The sequence below is a fragment of the Acinetobacter sp. UBA991 genome (assembly GCF_002292065.1).
GTDB classification, from domain to species: domain Bacteria; phylum Pseudomonadota; class Gammaproteobacteria; order Pseudomonadales; family Moraxellaceae; genus Acinetobacter; species Acinetobacter higginsii.
In genome coordinates this window covers 243,276-263,304 of the sequence record NZ_DBBF01000027.1, presented here as the reverse complement: position 1 = coordinate 263,304, position 20,029 = coordinate 243,276, and the positions used below count along the sequence as shown (strand labels likewise).

Annotated in this window: 20 protein-coding genes; 11 read left to right on the top strand and 9 right to left on the bottom strand. The window is 38.8% G+C overall.

What is annotated here, in order from left to right:
* Nucleotides 1–187: 187 nt before the first annotated feature.
* Nucleotides 188–565, top strand: a complete 378-nt coding sequence (locus tag B2727_RS12065) for a DUF2750 domain-containing protein (RefSeq protein WP_004806719.1) — start codon at nucleotides 188–190, stop codon at nucleotides 563–565.
* 138 nt (nucleotides 566–703) lie between these two features.
* Nucleotides 704–1,135: a CBS domain-containing protein gene (locus tag B2727_RS12060; protein ID WP_005313493.1), complete on the top strand. Its 432-nt coding sequence runs from the start codon at nucleotides 704–706 to the stop codon at nucleotides 1,133–1,135.
* A 62-nt stretch (nucleotides 1,136–1,197) separates the two neighbouring features.
* Here the strand turns inward: B2727_RS12060 and B2727_RS12055 are convergent, their stop codons facing one another.
* Entirely contained in the window at nucleotides 1,198–2,412 is a 1,215-nt protein-coding gene (locus B2727_RS12055) for an aspartate aminotransferase family protein (protein ID WP_033132905.1), read from the bottom strand.
* A gap of 163 nt (nucleotides 2,413–2,575) precedes the next feature.
* Here B2727_RS12055 and grxD point away from each other — a divergent pair, with 163 nt between their 5' ends.
* Nucleotides 2,576–2,917, top strand: a complete 342-nt coding sequence (gene grxD / locus B2727_RS12050; RefSeq protein ID WP_004639270.1) for a Grx4 family monothiol glutaredoxin — start codon at nucleotides 2,576–2,578, stop codon at nucleotides 2,915–2,917.
* A gap of 51 nt (nucleotides 2,918–2,968) precedes the next feature.
* Here the strand turns inward: grxD and B2727_RS12045 are convergent, their stop codons facing one another.
* Entirely contained in the window at nucleotides 2,969–3,292 is a 324-nt protein-coding gene (locus B2727_RS12045; RefSeq protein WP_033132906.1) for a hypothetical protein, read from the bottom strand.
* Nucleotides 3,293–3,371: 79 nt separating this feature from the next.
* Here B2727_RS12045 and B2727_RS12040 point away from each other — a divergent pair, with 79 nt between their 5' ends.
* Both B2727_RS12040 and B2727_RS12035 read left to right on the top strand, forming a co-directional pair.
* On the top strand, nucleotides 3,372–3,800 hold the full coding sequence (locus tag B2727_RS12040; RefSeq protein WP_033132907.1) for an HD domain-containing protein: 429 nt from the start codon (nucleotides 3,372–3,374) through the stop codon (nucleotides 3,798–3,800).
* Between the two features lie 55 nt (nucleotides 3,801–3,855).
* On the top strand, nucleotides 3,856–4,776 hold the full coding sequence (locus B2727_RS12035) for a LysR family transcriptional regulator (protein ID WP_004806707.1): 921 nt from the start codon (nucleotides 3,856–3,858) through the stop codon (nucleotides 4,774–4,776).
* A gap of 26 nt (nucleotides 4,777–4,802) precedes the next feature.
* On the opposite strand, the gene map is transcribed toward B2727_RS12035, so the two are convergent.
* Nucleotides 4,803–5,597: a type I methionyl aminopeptidase gene (map, locus tag B2727_RS12030; RefSeq protein ID WP_005313487.1), complete on the bottom strand. Its 795-nt coding sequence runs from the start codon at nucleotides 5,595–5,597 to the stop codon at nucleotides 4,803–4,805.
* A gap of 359 nt (nucleotides 5,598–5,956) precedes the next feature.
* On the opposite strand from map, the gene brnQ reads away from it, so the two are divergent.
* On the top strand, nucleotides 5,957–7,258 hold the full coding sequence (gene brnQ / locus B2727_RS12025; protein WP_005204102.1) for a branched-chain amino acid transport system II carrier protein: 1,302 nt from the start codon (nucleotides 5,957–5,959) through the stop codon (nucleotides 7,256–7,258).
* 414 nt (nucleotides 7,259–7,672) lie between these two features.
* On the top strand, nucleotides 7,673–7,933 hold the full coding sequence (locus tag B2727_RS12020) for a hypothetical protein (RefSeq protein WP_005204103.1): 261 nt from the start codon (nucleotides 7,673–7,675) through the stop codon (nucleotides 7,931–7,933).
* 11 nt (nucleotides 7,934–7,944) lie between these two features.
* On the opposite strand, the gene B2727_RS12015 is transcribed toward B2727_RS12020, so the two are convergent.
* Nucleotides 7,945–8,400 carry a hypothetical protein gene (locus tag B2727_RS12015; RefSeq protein ID WP_033132909.1) on the bottom strand — a complete coding sequence of 152 codons (456 nt, stop codon included), beginning with the start codon at nucleotides 8,398–8,400 and terminating at the stop codon, nucleotides 7,945–7,947.
* A 135-nt stretch (nucleotides 8,401–8,535) separates the two neighbouring features.
* On the opposite strand from B2727_RS12015, the gene B2727_RS12010 reads away from it, so the two are divergent.
* Together B2727_RS12010 and B2727_RS12005 are read left to right on the top strand one after the other, a co-directional pair.
* On the top strand, nucleotides 8,536–9,393 hold the full coding sequence (locus tag B2727_RS12010; RefSeq protein ID WP_033132910.1) for an alpha/beta fold hydrolase: 858 nt from the start codon (nucleotides 8,536–8,538) through the stop codon (nucleotides 9,391–9,393).
* 702 nt (nucleotides 9,394–10,095) lie between these two features.
* Entirely contained in the window at nucleotides 10,096–10,560 is a 465-nt protein-coding gene (locus B2727_RS12005) for a MarR family winged helix-turn-helix transcriptional regulator (RefSeq protein ID WP_004653790.1), read from the top strand.
* Between the two features lie 66 nt (nucleotides 10,561–10,626).
* On the opposite strand, the gene B2727_RS12000 is transcribed toward B2727_RS12005, so the two are convergent.
* The 5 genes from B2727_RS12000 to B2727_RS11980 all read right to left on the bottom strand — a co-directional run bounded on the left by B2727_RS12000 (nucleotide 10,627) and on the right by B2727_RS11980 (nucleotide 16,906).
* Nucleotides 10,627–11,289 carry an SOS response-associated peptidase gene (locus tag B2727_RS12000; protein WP_005188056.1) on the bottom strand — a complete coding sequence of 221 codons (663 nt, stop codon included), beginning with the start codon at nucleotides 11,287–11,289 and terminating at the stop codon, nucleotides 10,627–10,629.
* Between the two features lie 76 nt (nucleotides 11,290–11,365).
* A complete protein-coding gene (locus B2727_RS11995; protein WP_005313478.1) occupies nucleotides 11,366–11,986 on the bottom strand; it encodes a 2OG-Fe(II) oxygenase in 621 nt (206 codons plus the stop codon).
* A 184-nt stretch (nucleotides 11,987–12,170) separates the two neighbouring features.
* Nucleotides 12,171–14,333, bottom strand: coding sequence for a malate synthase G (locus B2727_RS11990; protein WP_033132911.1), 2,163 nt, complete (start codon nucleotides 14,331–14,333; stop codon nucleotides 12,171–12,173).
* A 289-nt stretch (nucleotides 14,334–14,622) separates the two neighbouring features.
* Nucleotides 14,623–15,768, bottom strand: a complete 1,146-nt coding sequence (zapE, locus tag B2727_RS11985) for a cell division protein ZapE (protein WP_005313475.1) — start codon at nucleotides 15,766–15,768, stop codon at nucleotides 14,623–14,625.
* Between the two features lie 118 nt (nucleotides 15,769–15,886).
* The gene (locus B2727_RS11980; RefSeq protein ID WP_004806683.1) at nucleotides 15,887–16,906 is read right to left on the bottom strand and encodes an AraC family transcriptional regulator; all 1,020 of its coding nucleotides are present in this window, start codon (nucleotides 16,904–16,906) and stop codon (nucleotides 15,887–15,889) included.
* A 155-nt stretch (nucleotides 16,907–17,061) separates the two neighbouring features.
* On the opposite strand from B2727_RS11980, the gene B2727_RS11975 reads away from it, so the two are divergent.
* Together B2727_RS11975 and B2727_RS11970 are read left to right on the top strand one after the other, a co-directional pair.
* On the top strand, nucleotides 17,062–18,576 hold the full coding sequence (locus tag B2727_RS11975) for a flavin-containing monooxygenase (protein ID WP_033132912.1): 1,515 nt from the start codon (nucleotides 17,062–17,064) through the stop codon (nucleotides 18,574–18,576).
* Between the two features lie 202 nt (nucleotides 18,577–18,778).
* Nucleotides 18,779–20,005 (top strand): multidrug effflux MFS transporter, encoded by a 1,227-nt coding sequence (locus tag B2727_RS11970; protein ID WP_033132913.1) that lies wholly within the window; start codon nucleotides 18,779–18,781, stop codon nucleotides 20,003–20,005.
* The last annotated feature ends 24 nt before the right edge of the window (nucleotides 20,006–20,029 follow it).

The window sequence follows — 20,029 nt, the reverse complement described above, 5'->3', positions numbered from 1 at the left end:
TTTTTAATACCTGCATAAAACTAATCAACATGGTTCTTCATATTTTGACTTACGCTGCAGTAAAGCTTTAACCGCTTGGATGAGATACCTACAATATTTGCTTACGATTTAGATCAATTGTTTAAACATAACTGCCATCTATCTTTCTTATAATAAAACATAAGTTTAAGAATATTAGTTTAATAACATGTATCGTTTTAGCCATTTCCAACCAGTCTCACGTGAGTTGATGTTTAAAATTTCAATTCTAAAAACAATGATGTATTGTGGCGTTCTTTGGGGTTTATACCATCAGGGTTGGGCAATCAAATCGGATCAAGATGGTCACGTATTCCCCTTTTGGCTAAACGGCGTACAAGCTCATCGCTATGCTAAAGCACACTGGAAAAACTACACACCACGTAAGATTACGCCGAAAGATTTCCATGAGTCCTTGCTTCCAACTTTAACCCGTTTACAAGTTGAACCTGCTTTATTTAACTCTTCACATCGTAAATTTAAACTTTCAACTCAGCAAATGCAGCATTTCTTCTTTATGCCACATCAATCAGCAGTGACGGTTTAATTATTCTCTCTATTCCAATGATGACTTTTTAGACACTCATGAAGAAAAGTTATCATTGGAATGAAATTAGGGCTTTGCATTTAAAAAAAATACCGTTAAGTTAAATGAAAATGACAATACAACACAGGTGGATAAACAATGACAATCGTTGCTCAAGTCATCAAGAATAAAGCAGTACAATCAATTTTCACCATTTCACCCAATGCGACTGTACTTGAAGCAATTAAAATTATGGCAGAAAAAGGTGTTGGTGCTTTAGTCGTTGCCGAAGATGAGAAAGTCGTTGGAATTTTCTCTGAACGTGACTACACCCGTAAGATTGCTTTAATGGAACGTTCTTCAAACAACACCCCTGTTGCTGACATTATGACGGCCAAGGTCATTTCTGTAGGTTTAAACCATACTGTCGAAGAATGCCTTAACCTTATGACTGACCGTCATTTACGCCATCTACCTGTGCTTGATCAAGAAAAGTTAGTTGGATTCATCTCTATCGGAGACTTAGTTAAAGCTGCGATGGATGATCAACGTATTCTTATTGAGCAGCTTCAACAATATATTTCTGGCTGATACCCCATACAAATAAAAAAAAGGGCAAATGAATTGCCCTTTTTTTATTCAATCTACAACGATTATGCTTTTAAAAAGTTTTGAATCACAGGAACAAGACGTTGTAATAACTCATCAGCCTGTGCTTGTGTCATGTTTAAGGGTGGCAATAAACGTACCACTGAACCTGCCGTTACATTGATAATCAGCTTATATTCATCACGTGCAATCGCAACCAGTTCAGCACAGTCTTTTGGCAGCTGAATTCCAATCATCATGCCAAAGCCACGCACTTGAACGTTATAATCGGCCAATTGTGCTCTGAGTTGATCAACAATATAGGCACCCACTGTAGCAGCATTCTCAACTGCATTTTCTTTTTCCAGAGTATCAAGCACGGTATATACCACACGTGAACCTAACACTGTTCCACCATAAGTTGAACCATGGCTACCTGCACCCAGTAAACCGACTGCTTTACCTTGTGTCATGACGGCACCAATTGGAAAGCCATTTCCTAAGCCTTTGGCTGTAGTCATGACATCAGGAATAATGCTGGTGTGTTGATAAGCAAAGTATTTGCCTGTACGGCCATTCCCTGTTTGAATCTCATCTAGCATCATCAACCAATTATGTTGATTACATAGCGCACGTACATCTTCCAAGTAACTAAACCCTTGTTGTGCGGTATTCACGCCGCCTTCACCTTGGATAGGCTCAATCAGCATGGCAACAATATCTGGATGGTTAATGGCTGCTTCTTGAATTGCCTCCACATCACCAAACGGCACACGAATAAAACCTTCAACCAACGGCGCAAAACCTTCCTGAACCTTTTTATTGCCAGTTGCAGATAAGGTTGCCAAGGTACGGCCGTGGAAAGATTGTTCCGCGACTAAAATTTTAGGGTATGTAATGCCTTGTTGAGCGCCAAATTTACGTGCAATTTTGATCGCACCTTCATTTGATTCAGCGCCACTGTTTGAAAAGAAGATCTCTTCCATACCTGAAACTGCAGCCAGTTTCTGTGCCGCAGCTGTTTGCCAAGGAATTTCATATAGGTTGCTGGTATGCACCAAAGTCGCAGCTTGTTCAGCAATCGCTTCTGCAATAACAGGGTGTGCATGTCCTAAACCGCACACAGCAATCCCCGTTAACGCATCCAAATATTCTGTACCCTCTGCCGTATATAGATACGCCCCTCGTCCTCGTACAAAGCTGATCGCTTGGCGACCATAGGTTGCCATAAGATGTGATGGTTGATCAGGTTGCACAGGAGCAAGAGTGATATTAGTCATAACAAACTCAATCTATCAGTAGTTGTGGTGAAAAAAGTTATATAAGCAAAAACTTGCGTAGATTGAAAGCCTAAAGTCACATTTATATAAGAAAAATCTTTCGCAATCCTCCGCCACGCTTTTTTTTAGGTATAATGCAAGGAGATTAGTTGAGGATCTATCTATGACGGAACAAGCGCGTGATACAGTAGCGTTAATTCGTGATCAAATTGCGAAACACCCTGTTTTACTTTACATGAAAGGCACTCCACAATTCCCGCAATGTGGTTTTTCTGCTCGTGCAGTAGAAGCACTTAGCCAAATTGGTCGTCCATTTGCCTATGTAAATATCTTGGAAAATCAAGATATTCGTGCAACTTTACCTCAAATTGCGAACTGGCCTACTTTTCCACAATTATGGATCAATGGCGAGCTCATTGGTGGTAGCGATATCATGCTTGAAATGTTCCAAAATGGTGAGTTAAAACCATTAGTTGAACAGTACAGCCCAGCACCTGAAGCATAAGCTGTTAAGCAAAAAGCCAATCAAATGATTGGCTTTTTTATTGGAAGGATTTTAATGTTGACTAAATCCAACATAACGAAATAGCCCCTCTACACCTAGATCTGCTTTATAAATGTGCATGTCGGCATAGTGTGCTTGAGTAACACTAGCAAAAATATTCATATTTGGATCTTCATGAATTTCATCTACTGACTGGGGTAAAACTTCTTCAAAACGATCAGCAATAAATTCAAAACCTAAATCCATTGCCATAAATAGCGTATGCTCACAAGGTTGAATATACTGCTCTTGATCCCAGTCTAGAACCACATGCTGACAAAAAGGACATACAATGTTTTGGGTCGCATCGACAATATTGATAAGTTGATATGACATAATACTTAAGCGAAAAAAATTTCAGCCAGTTTAAAAGAATATGACGCGCTAATCTATCTTGAAGCGGAGGATTTAGCTGATGGCGACATTAGAACAAGCAATTGCATTTGCCGCAAAGCAACATTCAGGGCAAGTAGATAAAGCTAATGCCCCCTATATTTTACACCCACTCAGAGTGATGCTGAATGTACCCAGTATGGATCATAAAATCATTGCTGTTCTGCATGATGTCTTAGAAGATACAGAAACAAGCATTGAAGATTTACAAGCTTTAGGATTCCAGGCACACATTATCGATGCAATCGTTGCACTCACAAAACAGGATGGTGAGTCTCGAATCGAAGCCGCTCAGCGCACTGTACAAAACCCTTTGGCACGTGTTGTGAAATTGGCTGATATCACTGACAATATGGACTTATCTCGAATTCCATCGCCAACCGCAAAGGATTTTGAGCGAATGGAACAATATCAGCAGGTTCGGGCTATATTGTTGGCCCACAATGTTTAATAATCACTTTTATATTCATTTAACTTAATCACAATAAGCTGGAGTTTATAGCGTAATGCTAACGGATTTAGATGATTTTTATTGCTTCGCGCTGGTAGTAGAACATGGTGGCTTTAGTGCTGCTGAACGTGCAACTGACATTCCTAAATCTAAACTCAGCCGTAGGGTTTACAATCTTGAAGAACAACTGGGTGTACGTCTAATTCAACGCAGTTCGCGTCATTTTGCCGTGACTGATATTGGAATGGATGTTTACCGACATGCACAAGTGATGATGAATGCAGCCCAAGCAGCGCATGATGTGGTCAATCATTTGAGTAGTCAGCCACGTGGTGTCATCAAAGTCAGTGTACCAGTCGATATTGCTCAAAATCAGATGGCGAAAATCCTACCCGCCTTTTTGAAGAAATATCCTGAAGTTCGGGTGCAAATGATGATCAGCAACCGCCGTATTGATGTCATCAACGAAGGTGTCGATCTGGCGTTGCGTGTTCGATCTAAATTAGATGATGATCCGAACCTAGTATTACGTCAATTTGAAGCAATTGAACAACGTCTTTTTGCCAGCCAAGCCTATTTAAATGAGTTTGGTAATCTAACTACGCCTGAACAACTGGCAGAACATCGTATTATCAGCATGGCAGAAGATCATCTCGATCAACAGTTCTTGTTGACAGGCCCTGACCATCAGCAGAAAAAAATCAAAGTAAACCCCGTGATTATGGGTTCAAATTTACTGATGCTGGCGGAATTAGCCACTCAAAACTGTGGGATCGCCCTGCTTCCCGACAGTATTGCCCAAGACTTTGTAAAAACAGGGCAACTTGTGACTGTCTTACCCGAATGGACGGCACCACACGGTATTTTCCACGCAGTTTATCCATCGAGACGCGGTCTATTGCCCGCTGTTCGTGTTTTTATTGATTATTTGGTTGAACAACTTACCCAATGCTCAACTAAAAAAAAGCGCGATTAGAAATCGCGCTTTTTTTATCGGATAACTTAAACGGCTGGATAATGTCCTGTGCCATTCGGCCATGGCGTTAATAGCTCAAAACCATCATCCGTTACAGCAACCATGTGCTCCCACTGAGCAGACAATGATTTATCTTGTGTCACCACAGTCCAACCATCATTCAGCTCTCGGACATGGCGTTTTCCAGCATTCACCATCGGCTCAATGGTAAACACCATGCCTTTTTTTAGGACCAAACCTTGACCTTTCTGACCGTAGTGCAAGATGTTCGGCTGTTCATGGTAAATACGGCCGATACCATGTCCGCAGTATTCACGCACAATGCTATAACCTTCACGCTGTGCAACAGATTGGATGGCATAGCCAATATCACCTAAAGTTGCCCCAGGTTTCACTGTATGAATACCCGCTAACATCGCTTCATAAGTGGTTTCAACCAGTTTTTTTGCTTCAGGCTTTGGCTCACCAACAAAATACATTCGGCTGGTATCGCCAAAATAACCATCTTTGATCACAGCAACATCGATATTTAAAATATCACCCTCTTGCAAAATCTTTTTCGCGGAAGGAATGGCGTGACACACTTCTTCATTGACAGAAATACAGGTCGTTTTGGTAAAACCGTGATAGCCCACATTGGCTGGAATCACCTGCAACGTATTCACAATATAATCATTACAGATATCATCTAAATATTCAGTTGAAACGCCAGGCTTGATATAAGGCCCGATCATTTCTAACACTTGTGCCGCTAACCGCCCAGAGATACGTAATTTCTCCAGATCTTGTTCAGTTTTAATGGTCACAGTAGAAGCTCTCATTCGAGATTTTCCTTATTCATCAATCAGATTAAAATCACATGCAGAAAAATTAATATGGGGACTGCATAAAGTATTTCAATATTTGTACGCCTTCCCATTGAAATCTTCAATCTATTTAAGACTAAAAGAGCATTTTATTTTTGATATTTAAATTCAGTTAGGCCAATAGGAAAGAATCTATACCCTTCTGCATTTTCGAGTTTTGGAAAGCTTTTCAACACATTAGCTTTACCATTACTAATTATATGATTTTCATCATTTCTTTTTAGTCAAAAATCAACCAAATTTCACATAAATTAGTTTCAAAAGAACGCATTTTTGTTCTAAACTTCGCACTTTTATTTTATGCCTCCCTCTTTATGAATCAACTTCGTACAGGAGATATCATTGCTTTAGGTTTTATGACCTTCGCGTTATTTATTGGCGCAGGCAATATTATCTTTCCTCCAATCGTTGCTCAGCAGGCTGGTGAACATGTCTGGCTTGCGGCCTTCGGTTTCTTAATTACCGCAGTTGGTTTGCCTGTCATTACGATTATGGCCTTATCTCGCATGAAAGGTTCAATCGAAATCATCAGCTCTCCACTTGGACGCTTCTTTAGCTTACTGCTCACCATTGTTTGCTATTTGTCTGTAGGTCCACTCTTTGCAACACCACGTACTGCAACAGTTTCTTATGAAATTGGCTTCGCACCGTATTTTGGTACATCAGGTAGCAGCCTTCTTATTTATAGTATTGTGTATTTTGCATTTGTGACTGCAGTTTCATTGTATCCAAATAAACTACTCGATACGGTTGGTCATGTACTGGCTCCTTTAAAAATCATTGCCTTGGCAATCTTAGGTATCGCCGCATTTGCGATTCCAACAGGTATGATTTCAGCTCCAGTCAACAACTATATCGCAAGTCCTGTTTCTGAAGGTTTCGTTAGTGGTTATTTGACCATGGATACCTTAGGCGCACTGGTATTTGGTATCGTAATTATTCAAGCGATCCAATCACGAGGTGTGACAGATACAAAACTGATTACCAAATATGCCATTATCGCAAGTTTGATTGCGGGTGTTGGACTCACGCTTGTCTATGTCAGCTTGTTTAAACTTGGCTTAGGCAGTCATGAAGTCGCGCCTAATGCAGCCAATGGTGCAATCATTCTGCATGCTTATGTACAACACGCGTTTGGTGATTACGGATCGTATTTCTTAACCATCTTAATTTTCCTTGCATGTATGGTAACCGCAATTGGTCTTACATGTGCTTGCGCTGAATATTTTACCGAATTGACAGGTTTATCTTATAAGTTACTTGTTTTTATCCTGACTGGCTTTTCTTTGTTGATTTCTAATCTAGGTCTAACAAAGCTGATTGCAATCTCAGTTCCTGTACTCAGTGCAATTTATCCGCCAGCGATTGTCGTGATCATGCTCAGCTTCTTCTGGAAACGTTGGAACAATCCGTCGATCGTGGTTGGATCTGTGACTGCTGTTGCTTTCCTTTTTGGTATTTTTGAAGCAATTAAAGCGGCTGGTTTTACTGCACAATTACCGACTTTTATTCAGCACTTACCATTGAACGAACAAAATCTCGCATGGTTACTCCCATCGCTGATCGTTCTTGTTTTTGCAATTGTGGTCGATCGCGTATCGGCATCTAAAGATTAAAATGATTTGTCGTTAAAATGATGTTTTACCCAAACATGATTTTAGCTATACAAGAAATGTTCTTTTATCCAACGCTCATTTTTTGTTTACGACAAATCTTTCTTTTCTTAACTTAAAGCTGACGCTGTCAAATATGCCTCAATGTCTTTATTTGTGATCTAAAAACAACTATTTCAATTGAATTAGTTGATTGGCAAACTTTTCAAAATGTAAAAATAATGGCTAATATTTTACTAAAAAATAGTATAAATCAATATAAAAAATACTTAAAAGTTATATAAATCAATACATTTAGAAATTTATTTTCAAAATAGTCACTATCCCTATTGAAATGCTCAGAAAATAGCAGTACAACTTAAAAAACAATTCAGACAAAAACACATGGTTTTGTCGTCACAACAAGGAGGGATGGAGATGTTATCAATACATTTCAACAAGCAAGTCTTCATTAACGCTCTGAAGGCAAATGATTCAATCGTATATGCAACTACAACGCTTGCCTTAATGGTCACGTTGTTATTTCAAGGCACAATTAAAGGTAATTTAAAACCCGAATATTTTGCATATGCATTGATTGTATCTCTGGCCTTTTGTATGTGGGCGATCGTTGATCGAAAGTTTCGACAGTTAAGCGCAGTGCGCCAAAAAAATTCTTTAGGAAAAATGGATGAGTGATCATCCATTTTTTAATGTAAAAATTGAGCAATAGTTCCCAATACTAAAATCCCAGTTGCACCCAACTCTACAAGAATTAAACTCAACATCATCAACGTCATACACCATGCTGGTAAAGTCCATTTCCCCACTTGATGCGGCTGTTTGAATTGATTGGTTGTATCTCTTAATAATCCATGCAAAATATAGATTAAAATCGACATCGCAAAGAAGAATAGATTTGCAACAACACAAAATAATGCGATTGAATCAGATAGAACTGTAAAAAAACTTAATGCTGCTAAAATCAAACTGGCTGCCGCGTAAAGCAGACTACTCCGATGTGCAATATCCACATAATAATGTGCTCTTGCCTGCGCTGTTTGTCTAATTTGATAATATTTCCAAACTCCAGTCAGCATCCCCACCCATAGAAAAATCCCACTAAATACAATAGCAAGCTGTGTTGCAGTATTTAAAGCGTACATAACATCCCCGAAATTAAAATATTCCTTTTGTGTGCGTATATTACATAAAATTTGACTTTTAAGTCATTTTTTAAACGAGTTTCTTTTTGGAACTTGTGTAAAGTAATACTATCCACATATAAGAGTATCTTTCTAATGAAGAGTTATGAATCTTTTTGGATGAGCTGCAAAGATGACTATCAACTTGCCGCACAATTTTATCCTGCACAAGATCATACCAAACCCTACCCAATCTTGATTTGTCCAGCGACAGGAATTACTAAAAATTTCTATCATGCTTTCGCAGAATGGCTGAGCAAACAAGGTTATAGCGTTTTAAGCTTTGATTTTCGCGGTATAGGTGAATCGCTTCATGGCCCGCTCAAGAATTCTAAGGCCAGTATAAATGACTGGGGAATTTATGATATTCCAGCCGCAATTGAGACCTTATTAGAGCGAACTCAAGCTGAAAAAGTGATTATTGTTGGGCATAGTGCTGGTGGGCAATTACTTGGGATTACTTCAAACTATAACAAGGTTGCTAAGGTTTTGGCGATCGCTGGCTCTACAGGTCATGTCAAAGGCTTGAAAGGTAAAACTAAAATCCTTGCGCCCGTTATGTTTAACGTTATTTTCCCAGTTTCCAGCTTCTTGAAAGGTTATGGCGCAACTCAATTTATTGGGATGGGAGAAAACCTCCCTAAAAATGTTGCAAAACAATGGGCTGAGTTTTGCAGTAAACCTGGTTATGTCATGAATGCAATTGGTAAAAGTATCTTCGAAGATTATCATCAGGAAATTCAATGCCCGATTACTTCTTTTTGGGCAACTGATGATGAAATCGCCACCCAAGCCAATGTCAAAGACTTATTGCGCTTATACCCCAATGCACCAACCAAATTAATTGAACTGAATCCACAACAACATGGCTACAAACAAATTGGACATATGTCGATGTTTAAAAAGTCACATCAAAAGCTATGGCCCCTGATGGAAAGTGAACTTAAGCTTTAAGAAAAACATGAGTCATCACAATTTTGCACTTTACGCATCTAAACCTGTAATCCTGTTTAGATGCGTCTTTTTATCTATTTAATCTCCGAAGTTCAATTGTTATCCCTTTCATATCTCATTTTAATTTCCTACAATTCGTCCTACACACCAAATTTATGTCTAAATTGCCCCATCAAAATCTATTCAAAGCTACAAATTTTAAAATTCCATCGAAAAAATGTGATAAAGAATGTATTTATTCAACTTTTTAAAAAATTTTTATGTGCTATATTTTAACCAATTGATTAATTCAAATAGTTGTATTAGCTATTTTTTTAAGCGTTATTTATTTTATAAATATATTGATTTCGTATATTTATGACATTTTAGACAGAAAATATTATAAAAATGTCACGTCAAAAATCGTATTTTTTTTCTACAATATGATTATTCTACAAATAAGCAGTAATGCAAGGCTGTAGGACAACCTTGAAGGAAAGACGACTGGATAGTACATCATTAATAGCTGATTTATGTGAATTTTATGATGACTTATTCGTTGAGAATAAAGATAATTTCACCGTTATCTTTGAACAGATTTGTTAAAAAATGGAATGCTAAAAAAATCAGAGGATCGATTTTTTTAACAGGCAAGTTATAGACATTTCATGGAATCTAGGAGCGACTAGGAGTGGCTCCTTGTGCAAGTATAGGAAATAAGTGATGCCAAAAAAATATGCGCGTTTTTTACCTACAGCCGATTCATTTAACCTGGAAGACTTTCCTTTTTACTGGATTTCTCAAGTAAATGCTCAGTACGTTCAAAATATCGATAACGTGCTCAAAAAATATGGCTTAGACAATTCTCGTCGCCGTATTCTCATTGCCTTGCATGTCAAACCCCATGCCAGTGTGTCAGAGCTTTCCGACATGGTCATTTCCAAAATGTCGACCACAACCAAAATTGTTTATCGCCTCAAAGATGAAGGCTATATCGATACGTATTCATGCAAGGAAGATGGTCGTATCACTCGCGTCTATCTAACAGACAAAGGTCAGGAAATGATTACCAAAATTAATGATCTTACCTCAGTTATCCTCGAACAATCATTTGATGGCTTAACGCCATTGCAAATTGAAAAGACAATGGAAATTCTGCGCCATATGTTTAAAAATCTTGCGCGCTAAGCAACTGATCCCAAAAAGGCTTCCGATAGGAAGCCTTTTTTAATCTCATCAACTCAAATATTAAGCTCAATCAAACATATTCAGTTGCGGTGTTATTTTTACAATCTTTGCTTTAGGAACATGGGAACACTCAAATTCTTCTACAGGAAAACCCTGCATAAATTCATAGAGTTGATGTGGTTGTTTTAAGCTTAACCATTCATCTAAGCGCTCATGTGGAATAACCACCACTGACCGCTTTACGTCTCCCGGCTCATGGAAATCTTTCATCATCGGATGGTCTATGGCATCCATCGTAAGCATGGTTGCCGAACGGATCACCTGATCGCCCAACTTTCTGATCTCATATAAAGCCGCGATAAAGAAAGCCTTTCCATCTTTACGACGTACACCCCATCTTTGAGGCTTATTATCAATGTATTTACTTTCATAGAACTCAGAAACAGGAATAACACCAAATTTGCACTTTGAAGCCGCCTCCAAGAAACTAGGTTTCTGAAAAATAGTTTCATGTCGAGCATTATAAGTATGCTTGGAAATATTGGTATCTTCCGACCACTTTGGTACCAAACCAAACAATACTTCCCGCCACTCCAGCCCTTGCTCTGATTTAAATAGCAAAGGCGTTGTATAACTTGGGTAAACTTCTTCCCCATATTCAAATGGAATCAAAGGTAAACCAAGCTGTTGAGCTTGCTCGACTGTTAATGGTTTATAGTTGGCACACATAGTTTGTTGAGTATTTATCCTTAAAAACAAAGTTAAAAAAAGGAGGTATCAAGCCTCCTCTTTCTAATCGCATAAATTAGCCAAATAACTTTTTCATTTTTGCACTTAAACCGTGGATAAAGCGGTGCTTGGCATTGGCTTTATCGCTGGTTAAAAAGTTAATTTGAATTGACTGACGCTGTCCTTCAAAAGGTACATAACCATGCCAACCATTATCAGTCACTTTAAATGCAACCAATGTACCGGGACCCGCATCAATTTCTTCGACGTAGTCATCCATGTTCTTTTCATCATTCAAGATACGTAGACGACCTGTAGGTGCATCCCAAGACTCATTTAGATAAATAAGAATAGTCAGAAGTTTGGTTTTCGAGTCAGAATGAATGCGACCATCTTTTTGGCGTGAATAACCACGTAAGGTGATCATCATCGGATGTTCCATCACATCCACATCAAATTTTTCAGTCAAAATCTGACGGAATTCTTTGGTATCTAATGATTTTAAGAAACGATCAAAATTAGGTTTAATTTCAACATCTTCAATGTTGTAGCTACCACCCTGTTCAATCTTTGGAAAATCCTGAATAACAGCTTTCACTTCGCTGTCTATGATCGAATTTTCTACGACAAAGTAAGGATACGGCGAAGTAGAAACTTGCGCTTGTTTTAAAGCATCTAATTTTAAAATTTGTGACATCGTTATGATTCGGCTAAATGATCAAACTTCGAGAATTATAACAAAAATTTCATCAAGATGATGTTTTATCCTGTTCTAGATGAATTGGCGCACTTAAATTGAGCCTATATTTTTACAGTTAAAGTTCATACCCTGCATACCAAATAAAAAAGCCTCCGAAGAGGCTTTTTTATTTTAGATGAACTTAATCACCTGTATAACCTTTTAATTTTAAACGTGCAGCATGCAACAATGGCTCTGTATAACCAGATGGTTGCTCTGCGCCCTTAAAGATCAAATCAGAAGCGGCTTGGAAAGCAATACCATCAAAGTTTGGTGCCATTGGCGTATAAAGTGGATCGTTGGCATTTTGCTGATCAACAATCACAGCCATACGCTTAAGCACTTCTTCAACTTGTGCACGCGTTACGATACCGTGACGTAACCAGTTTGCAACGTGTTGAGATGAAATGCGTAAAGTAGCACGGTCTTCCATCAAACCAACGTTATTGATGTCTGGTACTTTAGAACAACCAACACCAAGGTCTACCCAACGAACCACATAACCCAAGATACCTTGACAGTTATTTTCAAGTTCGTTGTTTAACTCTTCCGCAGTCCAATTAGTTTCAGGTGCAAACGGTGGTGTTAACAAGTCATCTAATGACAACATGTTTTCAGCAGCCAACTCATCTTGACGTGCTTTTACATTAATCTGATGATAATGCAATGCATGAAGTACCGCACCCGTTGGAGATGGAACCCATGCACAAGATGCACCTGCATTTGGATGTGCAGTCTTCGTCGCCAACATGTCTTTCATGCTGTCTGGTTTTGGCCACATGCCTTTACCAATTTGCGCTTTACCTTGTAAACCACATGCTAAACCAATTGCCACGTTACGGTTTTCGTAAGCAGCAATCCATTTTTGTGTTTTAACTGCTTCTTTACGAACAACTGGTGCAGCTTCCATAGATGTATGGATTTCATCACCTGTACGATCCATAAAGCCTGTGTTGATGAAGATGGTGCGATCTTTCGCAGCAGCAATACAGTTCTTCAAGTTTACAGAGGTACGACGCTCTTCATCCATGATACCGATTTTGAGTGATTTTGCAGGCAAACCAATTGCTTGTTCAGCACGCTCAAATAATTCAACCGCAAATGCAACTTCTTCTGGACCATGCATTTTTGGCTTAACGATATACATTGAACCTTTACGAGAGTTTTGGTTTTCGTTTTGACCACGAATATCCGCAACTGTCAGTAATGGAGTCACTAGAGCATCCATGATGCCTTCAAACACTTCTTGACCATCAACAAGGATGGCAGGGTTTGTCATAAGGTGGCCTACGTTACGAAGCAACATTAATGAACGACCATGTAATTTAGTCGTGCCACCAATTAGGTTCTGAACAGTACGGTCTTTGTTGAGGGTACGAGTAATGGTCTTACCATTTTTCTCGATTGACTCTTGTAAGTCACCTTTCATTAGGCCTAACCAGTTACGATAGCCTTCAACCTTCTCTTCAGCATCAACCGCAGCAACAGAATCTTCCAAATCCTGAATGGTTGTAACCGCAGCTTCAAGTGTTAAATCTTTCACACCAGCAGCATCTGTCTTACCTACTGGGCTGTTGGCATCGATTTCGATAATCACATGCAAACCATTATTTAATAAAACAATCTCAGTTGGGCTTGCAGCTTCGCCATTGAAACCAACAAATTGTGATTCATGTGCCAAAGAAGTGGTTGAACCATCTTTTAAGGTTACAGCTAAACCATTATTCACCACTGCATATTGAGTTGCATCTGCATGCGAACCTTGAGCCAATGGGAAAGTTTGGTTTAAGAAATCTTTTGCGAAAGCAATAACTTTATCGCCACGAACTGAATTATAGCCTTTGCCTTTCTCTGCACCGCCTTCTTCAGAAATTACGTCCGTGCCATACAGCGCGTCATATAAAGAACCCCAACGTGCATTAGCAGCATTCAAGCTATAACGTGCATTACGTACAGGTACAACCAATTGTGGACCTGCCAATAAAGCAATTTCTTCATCCACATTTTCAGTTGTTACTTGAAAGTCAGCAACTTCTGGAACCAAGTAGCCAATTTCAGTTAAGAATGCTTTATAAGCATTTAATTCAAATTTATTATTGCGGTGCCATTCATCAATCTTTGCTTGAAGATCATCACGCTTAGCCAATAATGCTTTGTTCTTTGGGCTAAGGTCTACAACGACTTGCTCGAAGTTTTTCCAGTAAGTTTCACTATCTAAACCAGTGCCTGGTAAAGCTTCATTTTCGATGAAATCGTAAAGTTCTTTAGCAATCGCTAGCTTGCCTTTTTGAATACGTGCAGTCATTGTCTTTCCTGATGGTGCTAACTTTTTATAACAAGAATTCTAGTATACTGATTTATACTAGCCTGAATAGTAATATCACATTCCTAAATAGTAAGCATTTTCCCCATTAGAAGTATTGACAAACACAAATTTTTATACTTATCAAAATATCAAATAATGAGTTTTTTACTATCTTTATGCGACACACTCCCTTTTTCAAACTCATCTAGTTATAGCAAAATTTGACCAAGAATAAAGCCTTATCCATGTAAGTTTATAAAAAAAGGCATTCCGAAGAATGCCTTTTCATTTATGAAGTCTGTGCGACCTGAATTTGTCGGTGCTCCGAATGTAGATAATCATCCGATTGCATTTCCAATAAACGTGAACGCGTCCGTTCAATTTCAAATGCCAGTTTCTCACCTTCATACAGATCGATAATCGAATCTTCTGAGGTAAGAATTAGTTTTACGCCACGGTCATAGAATTCATCGACCAAGTAAATAAAGCGGCGTGTTCCTTCTGACAGGAAATCGGTCAAATGCGGAACATTGCTGACCAGCACGGTATTGTAGATATTCGCGATTTCAATAAAGTCGGCTGGGCTACGTGGTTTAAAGCATAACTCTGAAAATTCACACCACAATACATCTTCTGTATGACCTAAAGTCTCTACCACACGATTATTAATCATGATTGGAGAATTAGATTGCGCCTGTGTCTGGGTCAAAGCTTTAAAACGACCAGATAACCACGCTTGAGCATCATCGGTTAATGGATATTTGAACAATTGCGCCTGCTTCAATACACGCAAACGATAATCCACCCCAGCGTCAACATTCAGAACACTACAGTTCTTCTTCACCAGCTCAATCGTCGGTATAAAACGATCACGATGAATTCCATTTTTGTATAGACCATCTGGTGCAATGTTTGACGTTGCAACCAATGTTATTCCACGCTCAAACAGCTTCTGGAACAGATCACTTAAGATCATAGCATCGGTTACATTCGATACGAAAAATTCGTCAAAACAAATGACAACGGCATTCTTATAAATTTGATCAGCGACCAAATCTAAAGGGTTACGTTGGCCAGAAAGTTTATTCAACTCTTTATGTACATGTTGCATAAAATGATGGAAATGCATACGTGTTTTACGGCGAAATGGTACAGATTCATAGAACTGATCCATTAGCCACGTTTTTCCACGACCTACACCACCCCACATATAAACGCCTTTAGGATAAGTCTGACGACGGAAACGTCGAAATGCTTTCTTTGAAGCCTTATAGCGAGTGTGTAACTCTTTCCATACTCGATCTAACTCTTGCACAGCCTGAGCTTGTGCTTCATCTGGCATGAATTGTCCTGACTCAATTGCTTGAGCATAACGCTCGGCAGGTGATGTTGGGATAAATGCAGTGCTATGTGAGTCTGGTTTAGAATTTGACATAAGGTGTTATTGCAATTTTAATTGGTGAAAATTATATCGAACATTCCGTTCAATGACATTAGATTTTAGGCTTAATTATCATAGAGTTTAAACATCATAATGTACCATTTTTAATCATTTAATGATTTCGATTATATTGACGAGGACTCAATCCAAACCATCTTTTAAAGGCATGATTAAATGCTGCAGGCTCAGAATAACCCAACATTTCGGCCACCTGTTCGATTGAATATGAACTATTTTCAATAAACTTTATTGCCTTCTGTTTGATTAATCTTTCACGAATTTCTTTATAGCTGGTCTGCATTTGCTGCAATTGATGCCGCAAAGTACGCTCAGGAATATCCAATGCACACGCCGTTTCCGCCATACTTGGAATCACCCCATTTTGCATTTCTAGATAATCCTCAACATACTCAACCACCGTCAATTTGAGACTGGCAGTTTTTTCTAAATGTTGAATATCCTGTAGGCATTTTTCTTCATAAATACGATACGTCAAAATATCGGCAGACGGAATTTTTGTGTTTAAAATTTGTGTATTTTCTAAAATAAAAGCAGCTTGCGCACATCCAAATTTGACATCTTGCCCATAATAATCTTGATATGCTGCAAGCAGTGTTAAGTCTTTAGGCCGATGAAATGGCAGTTCAATTTGAATTTGAGGGACTTCAAGTCCCATCATCTTAAAGATATCTTGTAAAAACTTATAAGTGCCCGAGATTTCGCATTGCGCTCTCAATTGACCTAAATGCATACTTAAATCAATCGGTCGATACAGTAAATAGATCAAGTCATCTTCTATCTTTAACTGCAATGAACCAAAAAGATGAGTCAGTTGCTGATACTGAACCCCATTTAATAGTGCCTTATGCAAGGTATCACTAGTAACCAATAGCATCAGGAAAGGCCCATAACCCGCTAAGGCATAATGCTGTCCGATAAATAAACCTTGTTCAGGTGAAATATCCTGACTAATATGCTGCAAAATATCCCATTCAATCTCATCTGGAATAATTGAACTAGGATCTAAAGCATCGGCCTGTATTCCCATATTGGCTAAACGTGCATCCACGTCGATCCCGACATGACGCATGCCCTGAATCAAATACATCAATCCGAGGATAGATCTCTTCATAAGTCCGAATGCAGTTCTCAAAACTTTAATGTTTTACTATAAAACGTTGTGCAAATGAATTGCCGAAATGATCAAGTTTTACGTCTATACAATCATATTTAATCTCGTCAAAACCGTTAAACTTGCACAAAATTTAGCTGTGTAGGACGTAGACTATGCGTGATGTAACCAAAAATGCGATTCAAAAAACAAAAGTTGCAATTATTGGTGCGGGCTTTGGTGGCTTAGCGATGGCTATTCGACTATTACAAAGTCAAATCAATGATTTTGTAATTTTAGAAAAAACCAACGATGTTGGCGGTACATGGCGAGAAAACCAATATCCTGGCGCAGCGTGTGACGTTCAATCACATATGTATTCCCTTTCATTTGCACCTAAAACAGACTGGTCAAAACGCTATGCTGAGGCAGATGAAATTTTTGATTATATTCAAAATATTACTGAACAATACCGACTTCGAGATTATTGCAAATTCAATCACGAAGTAACCAATGCTGAATTTGACGAAAACCGCAATGTGTGGACGCTAGATTTTAAAGACCAGACAATTCTTGAGGCTCAATTTGTCATCTTTGCGTCTGGTCCCTTACACGTGCCACAAATTCCCCATATCAAAGGCATTGAGAAATTTAAAGGTAAAGTGTTCCATTCTTCGCAATGGGATCACAATTACGATCTAAGCGGCAAAGCAGTTGTTTCAATCGGTACTGGTGGTAGCGCGATTCAATATATTCCTGAAATCGCAGTAGAAGTAAAACAGCTTTATGTGTTCCAGCGCACCGCAGCTTGGGTCATTCCACGTGATGAGCGTAAATATTCTCAGCTAAGTAAGCGCTTATTTAAGGCGTCGAATATTTATCGCCAGATTCACCGTACCCGTCTCTATTGGACCAATGAATCACGTGTTGTACCAATCGTACAACCACAGATTATGAAATATGGTCAAAAACTTGCTGAAGCCTTTATTCGCTATCAAGTGAAAGATAAAGCGCTTGCGAAAAAATTGACACCAGATTTTGTTATGGGCTGTAAACGTATTCTTATTTCAAATAAGTACTTCCCAACCTTCAACCGTAAAAATGTTGAATTAGTGACAGATGCCATCCAGGAAATTACAGAGAACGGTATCATCACCAAAGATGGTAAAGAACGTCAAATTGATTGCTTGATTTATGGTACTGGCTTTATTACTGATCCACGCATTTACTTAAAACATTTCAATTGTGTTGGTCGTAATGGCATAGAACTTAAACAAGCATGGAAAGATGGTGCGGAAAGTTATTATGGCGTGAGTACCAAGAACTTCCCGAATTTGTTCCAGTTACTTGGACCAAATACGATTCTTGGACATAATTCTGTGATTTTCATGATCGAGTCTCAGGTCAACTATATTCTACAATTGATCCAAACCGTTGATAAAACAGGTACACAAGCGGTTGAGATCAAGCACGAAGTTCAAGACCGGTTCAATCAACGTGTTCAAGATCATCTCAAAGGTACAGTTTGGCAAGCAGGTGGCTGTAGCAGTTGGTATCAAGCGGCAGATGGTAAGAACTTTTCTTTATGGCCAACATATACATGGAGATATTGGCTAGAGACGCGTAAAGTGAATGTTGCTGATTATAATTTTATCAGCACAGCGGTTAATTCAAAAAACCATGCTGCTTAAGCAGAAATAGATGAATTCTTCCAAATATCAAGAACACCTTTAAAAGCTTAAAGGTGTTTTTTTTATTGCAACGCTTTATGAATCTGATTTAACCCCCCCTGTTCTTCTCTATGCAAGACCTAAATATTCATGTTAATATTTTAACTACCTACCGTTAGGTAGTTAAAATAAATATTGTTTCCCTCGAAAGAGTACACAAAACATGAACGCTGCTCCTCCCATCTCAAAGATCAGTTGGTCTTTGTTACTATTGCTCTCCCTTTTTACCGCCTTGGATGCATTGGCAATAGATATTTATTTGCCAGCATTTCCACTGCTTGCAGAAAGTTTTGCGACTACGCCAGGTCATATACAACTCACCCTGTCGGTATTTCTGATTGGACTCGCCATTGGTCAAGGTATCTATGGTCCATTGCTTGATCGCTTTGGTCGACGTAATCCCTTACTAATCGGAATCGCTGTTTTTATCTTAGGATCAATACTGGCAGCCGTTGCACCAACGATTGAGTGGTTACTGGCTGCACGTTTCTTACAAGCAATAGGTGCATCAGCAGGTCTCGTGGTTCCAAGAGCAATTATTTCTGATGTGTGCGATGCCAAAACCAGTGCCAAGAATTTTTCTATTTTGATGCAAGTCATGATGATTGTACCAATTCTTGCCCCCTTGTTGGGTAGTGTGATCTTACGCATCGGCTCTTGGCATTTGATTTTCTATACATTGGCAGTGCTTGGTTCGGTCCTGTGGCTATGGGGAAATCAAGCCATTCCAGAGACATTGAAACCTCAATATCGACAAGCATTGCAATTCACTGCGATCAAAAATAGCTATCAAACGCTTTGTCTGAATAAAAGCTTTATCAGTTATACGATTGCTGGTGGGTTTATCTTAGGTGCTTTCTTTGTTTACCTCAGCCAATCGCCTTTTATTTTTATTCAGCACTACCATATTCACAACGAAAGTTTTAGTACCTTATTTGCTGCGAATGCGATTGGCTTAATTACCCTAGGACAAACCTCAATCCTGTTACTCAAACGTTGGTCGGCTCAACAATTGCTTGTCATCGGTATGTGCTTATTCAGCGGTTCTAGTTTTATTTTGATGCTCAGCCTATATTTTTATGACTTAAATTTATGGCAATACATTGCACTTTTAGGATTAAGCATCTGGTCGACTGGATTCATTTTTGGCAATTTAACAGCACTAACCATGCAGCAAAGTCCACAGCATTTAACGGGTGCAGCGTCCTCATTAATGGGCTTACTACAGTATGCTTTCGCGGCACTGATCGGTTTTGTTGTGAGCTTAATAGAAATCAATGTCAGCTTACTTCCAAGCAGCTTGTTTATTTGTGGTGCTATCGCTCTGGGCTTATGTCTTTATGCTGCGCTAGAACAGCGCGAATCATTTGCTAGAGTAGAAACAGAATAAAGAAATTACACTTGATCAGTGTCT

Excerpts from the sequence above, each read along its gene's own strand:
- B2727_RS12065 (WP_004806719.1), top strand. The coding sequence starts at position 188 with ATGTATCGTTTTAGCCATTTCCAACCAGTCTCACGTGAGTTGATGTTT.
- B2727_RS12060 (WP_005313493.1), top strand. The coding sequence starts at position 704 with ATGACAATCGTTGCTCAAGTCATCAAGAATAAAGCAGTACAATCAATT.
- B2727_RS12055 (WP_033132905.1), bottom strand. The coding sequence starts at position 2,412 with ATGACTAATATCACTCTTGCTCCTGTGCAACCTGATCAACCATCACAT.
- grxD (WP_004639270.1), top strand. The coding sequence starts at position 2,576 with ATGACGGAACAAGCGCGTGATACAGTAGCGTTAATTCGTGATCAAATT.
- B2727_RS12045 (WP_033132906.1), bottom strand. The coding sequence starts at position 3,292 with ATGTCATATCAACTTATCAATATTGTCGATGCGACCCAAAACATTGTA.
- B2727_RS12040 (WP_033132907.1), top strand. The coding sequence starts at position 3,372 with ATGGCGACATTAGAACAAGCAATTGCATTTGCCGCAAAGCAACATTCA.
- B2727_RS12035 (WP_004806707.1), top strand. The coding sequence starts at position 3,856 with ATGCTAACGGATTTAGATGATTTTTATTGCTTCGCGCTGGTAGTAGAA.
- map (WP_005313487.1), bottom strand. The coding sequence starts at position 5,597 with ATGAGAGCTTCTACTGTGACCATTAAAACTGAACAAGATCTGGAGAAA.
- brnQ (WP_005204102.1), top strand. The coding sequence starts at position 5,957 with ATGAATCAACTTCGTACAGGAGATATCATTGCTTTAGGTTTTATGACC.
- B2727_RS12020 (WP_005204103.1), top strand. The coding sequence starts at position 7,673 with ATGTTATCAATACATTTCAACAAGCAAGTCTTCATTAACGCTCTGAAG.
- B2727_RS12015 (WP_033132909.1), bottom strand. The coding sequence starts at position 8,400 with ATGTACGCTTTAAATACTGCAACACAGCTTGCTATTGTATTTAGTGGG.
- B2727_RS12010 (WP_033132910.1), top strand. The coding sequence starts at position 8,536 with ATGAAGAGTTATGAATCTTTTTGGATGAGCTGCAAAGATGACTATCAA.
- B2727_RS12005 (WP_004653790.1), top strand. The coding sequence starts at position 10,096 with ATGCCAAAAAAATATGCGCGTTTTTTACCTACAGCCGATTCATTTAAC.
- B2727_RS12000 (WP_005188056.1), bottom strand. The coding sequence starts at position 11,289 with ATGTGTGCCAACTATAAACCATTAACAGTCGAGCAAGCTCAACAGCTT.
- B2727_RS11995 (WP_005313478.1), bottom strand. The coding sequence starts at position 11,986 with ATGTCACAAATTTTAAAATTAGATGCTTTAAAACAAGCGCAAGTTTCT.
- B2727_RS11990 (WP_033132911.1), bottom strand. The coding sequence starts at position 14,333 with ATGACTGCACGTATTCAAAAAGGCAAGCTAGCGATTGCTAAAGAACTT.
- zapE (WP_005313475.1), bottom strand. The coding sequence starts at position 15,768 with ATGTCAAATTCTAAACCAGACTCACATAGCACTGCATTTATCCCAACA.
- B2727_RS11980 (WP_004806683.1), bottom strand. The coding sequence starts at position 16,906 with ATGAAGAGATCTATCCTCGGATTGATGTATTTGATTCAGGGCATGCGT.
- B2727_RS11975 (WP_033132912.1), top strand. The coding sequence starts at position 17,062 with ATGCGTGATGTAACCAAAAATGCGATTCAAAAAACAAAAGTTGCAATT.
- B2727_RS11970 (WP_033132913.1), top strand. The coding sequence starts at position 18,779 with ATGAACGCTGCTCCTCCCATCTCAAAGATCAGTTGGTCTTTGTTACTA.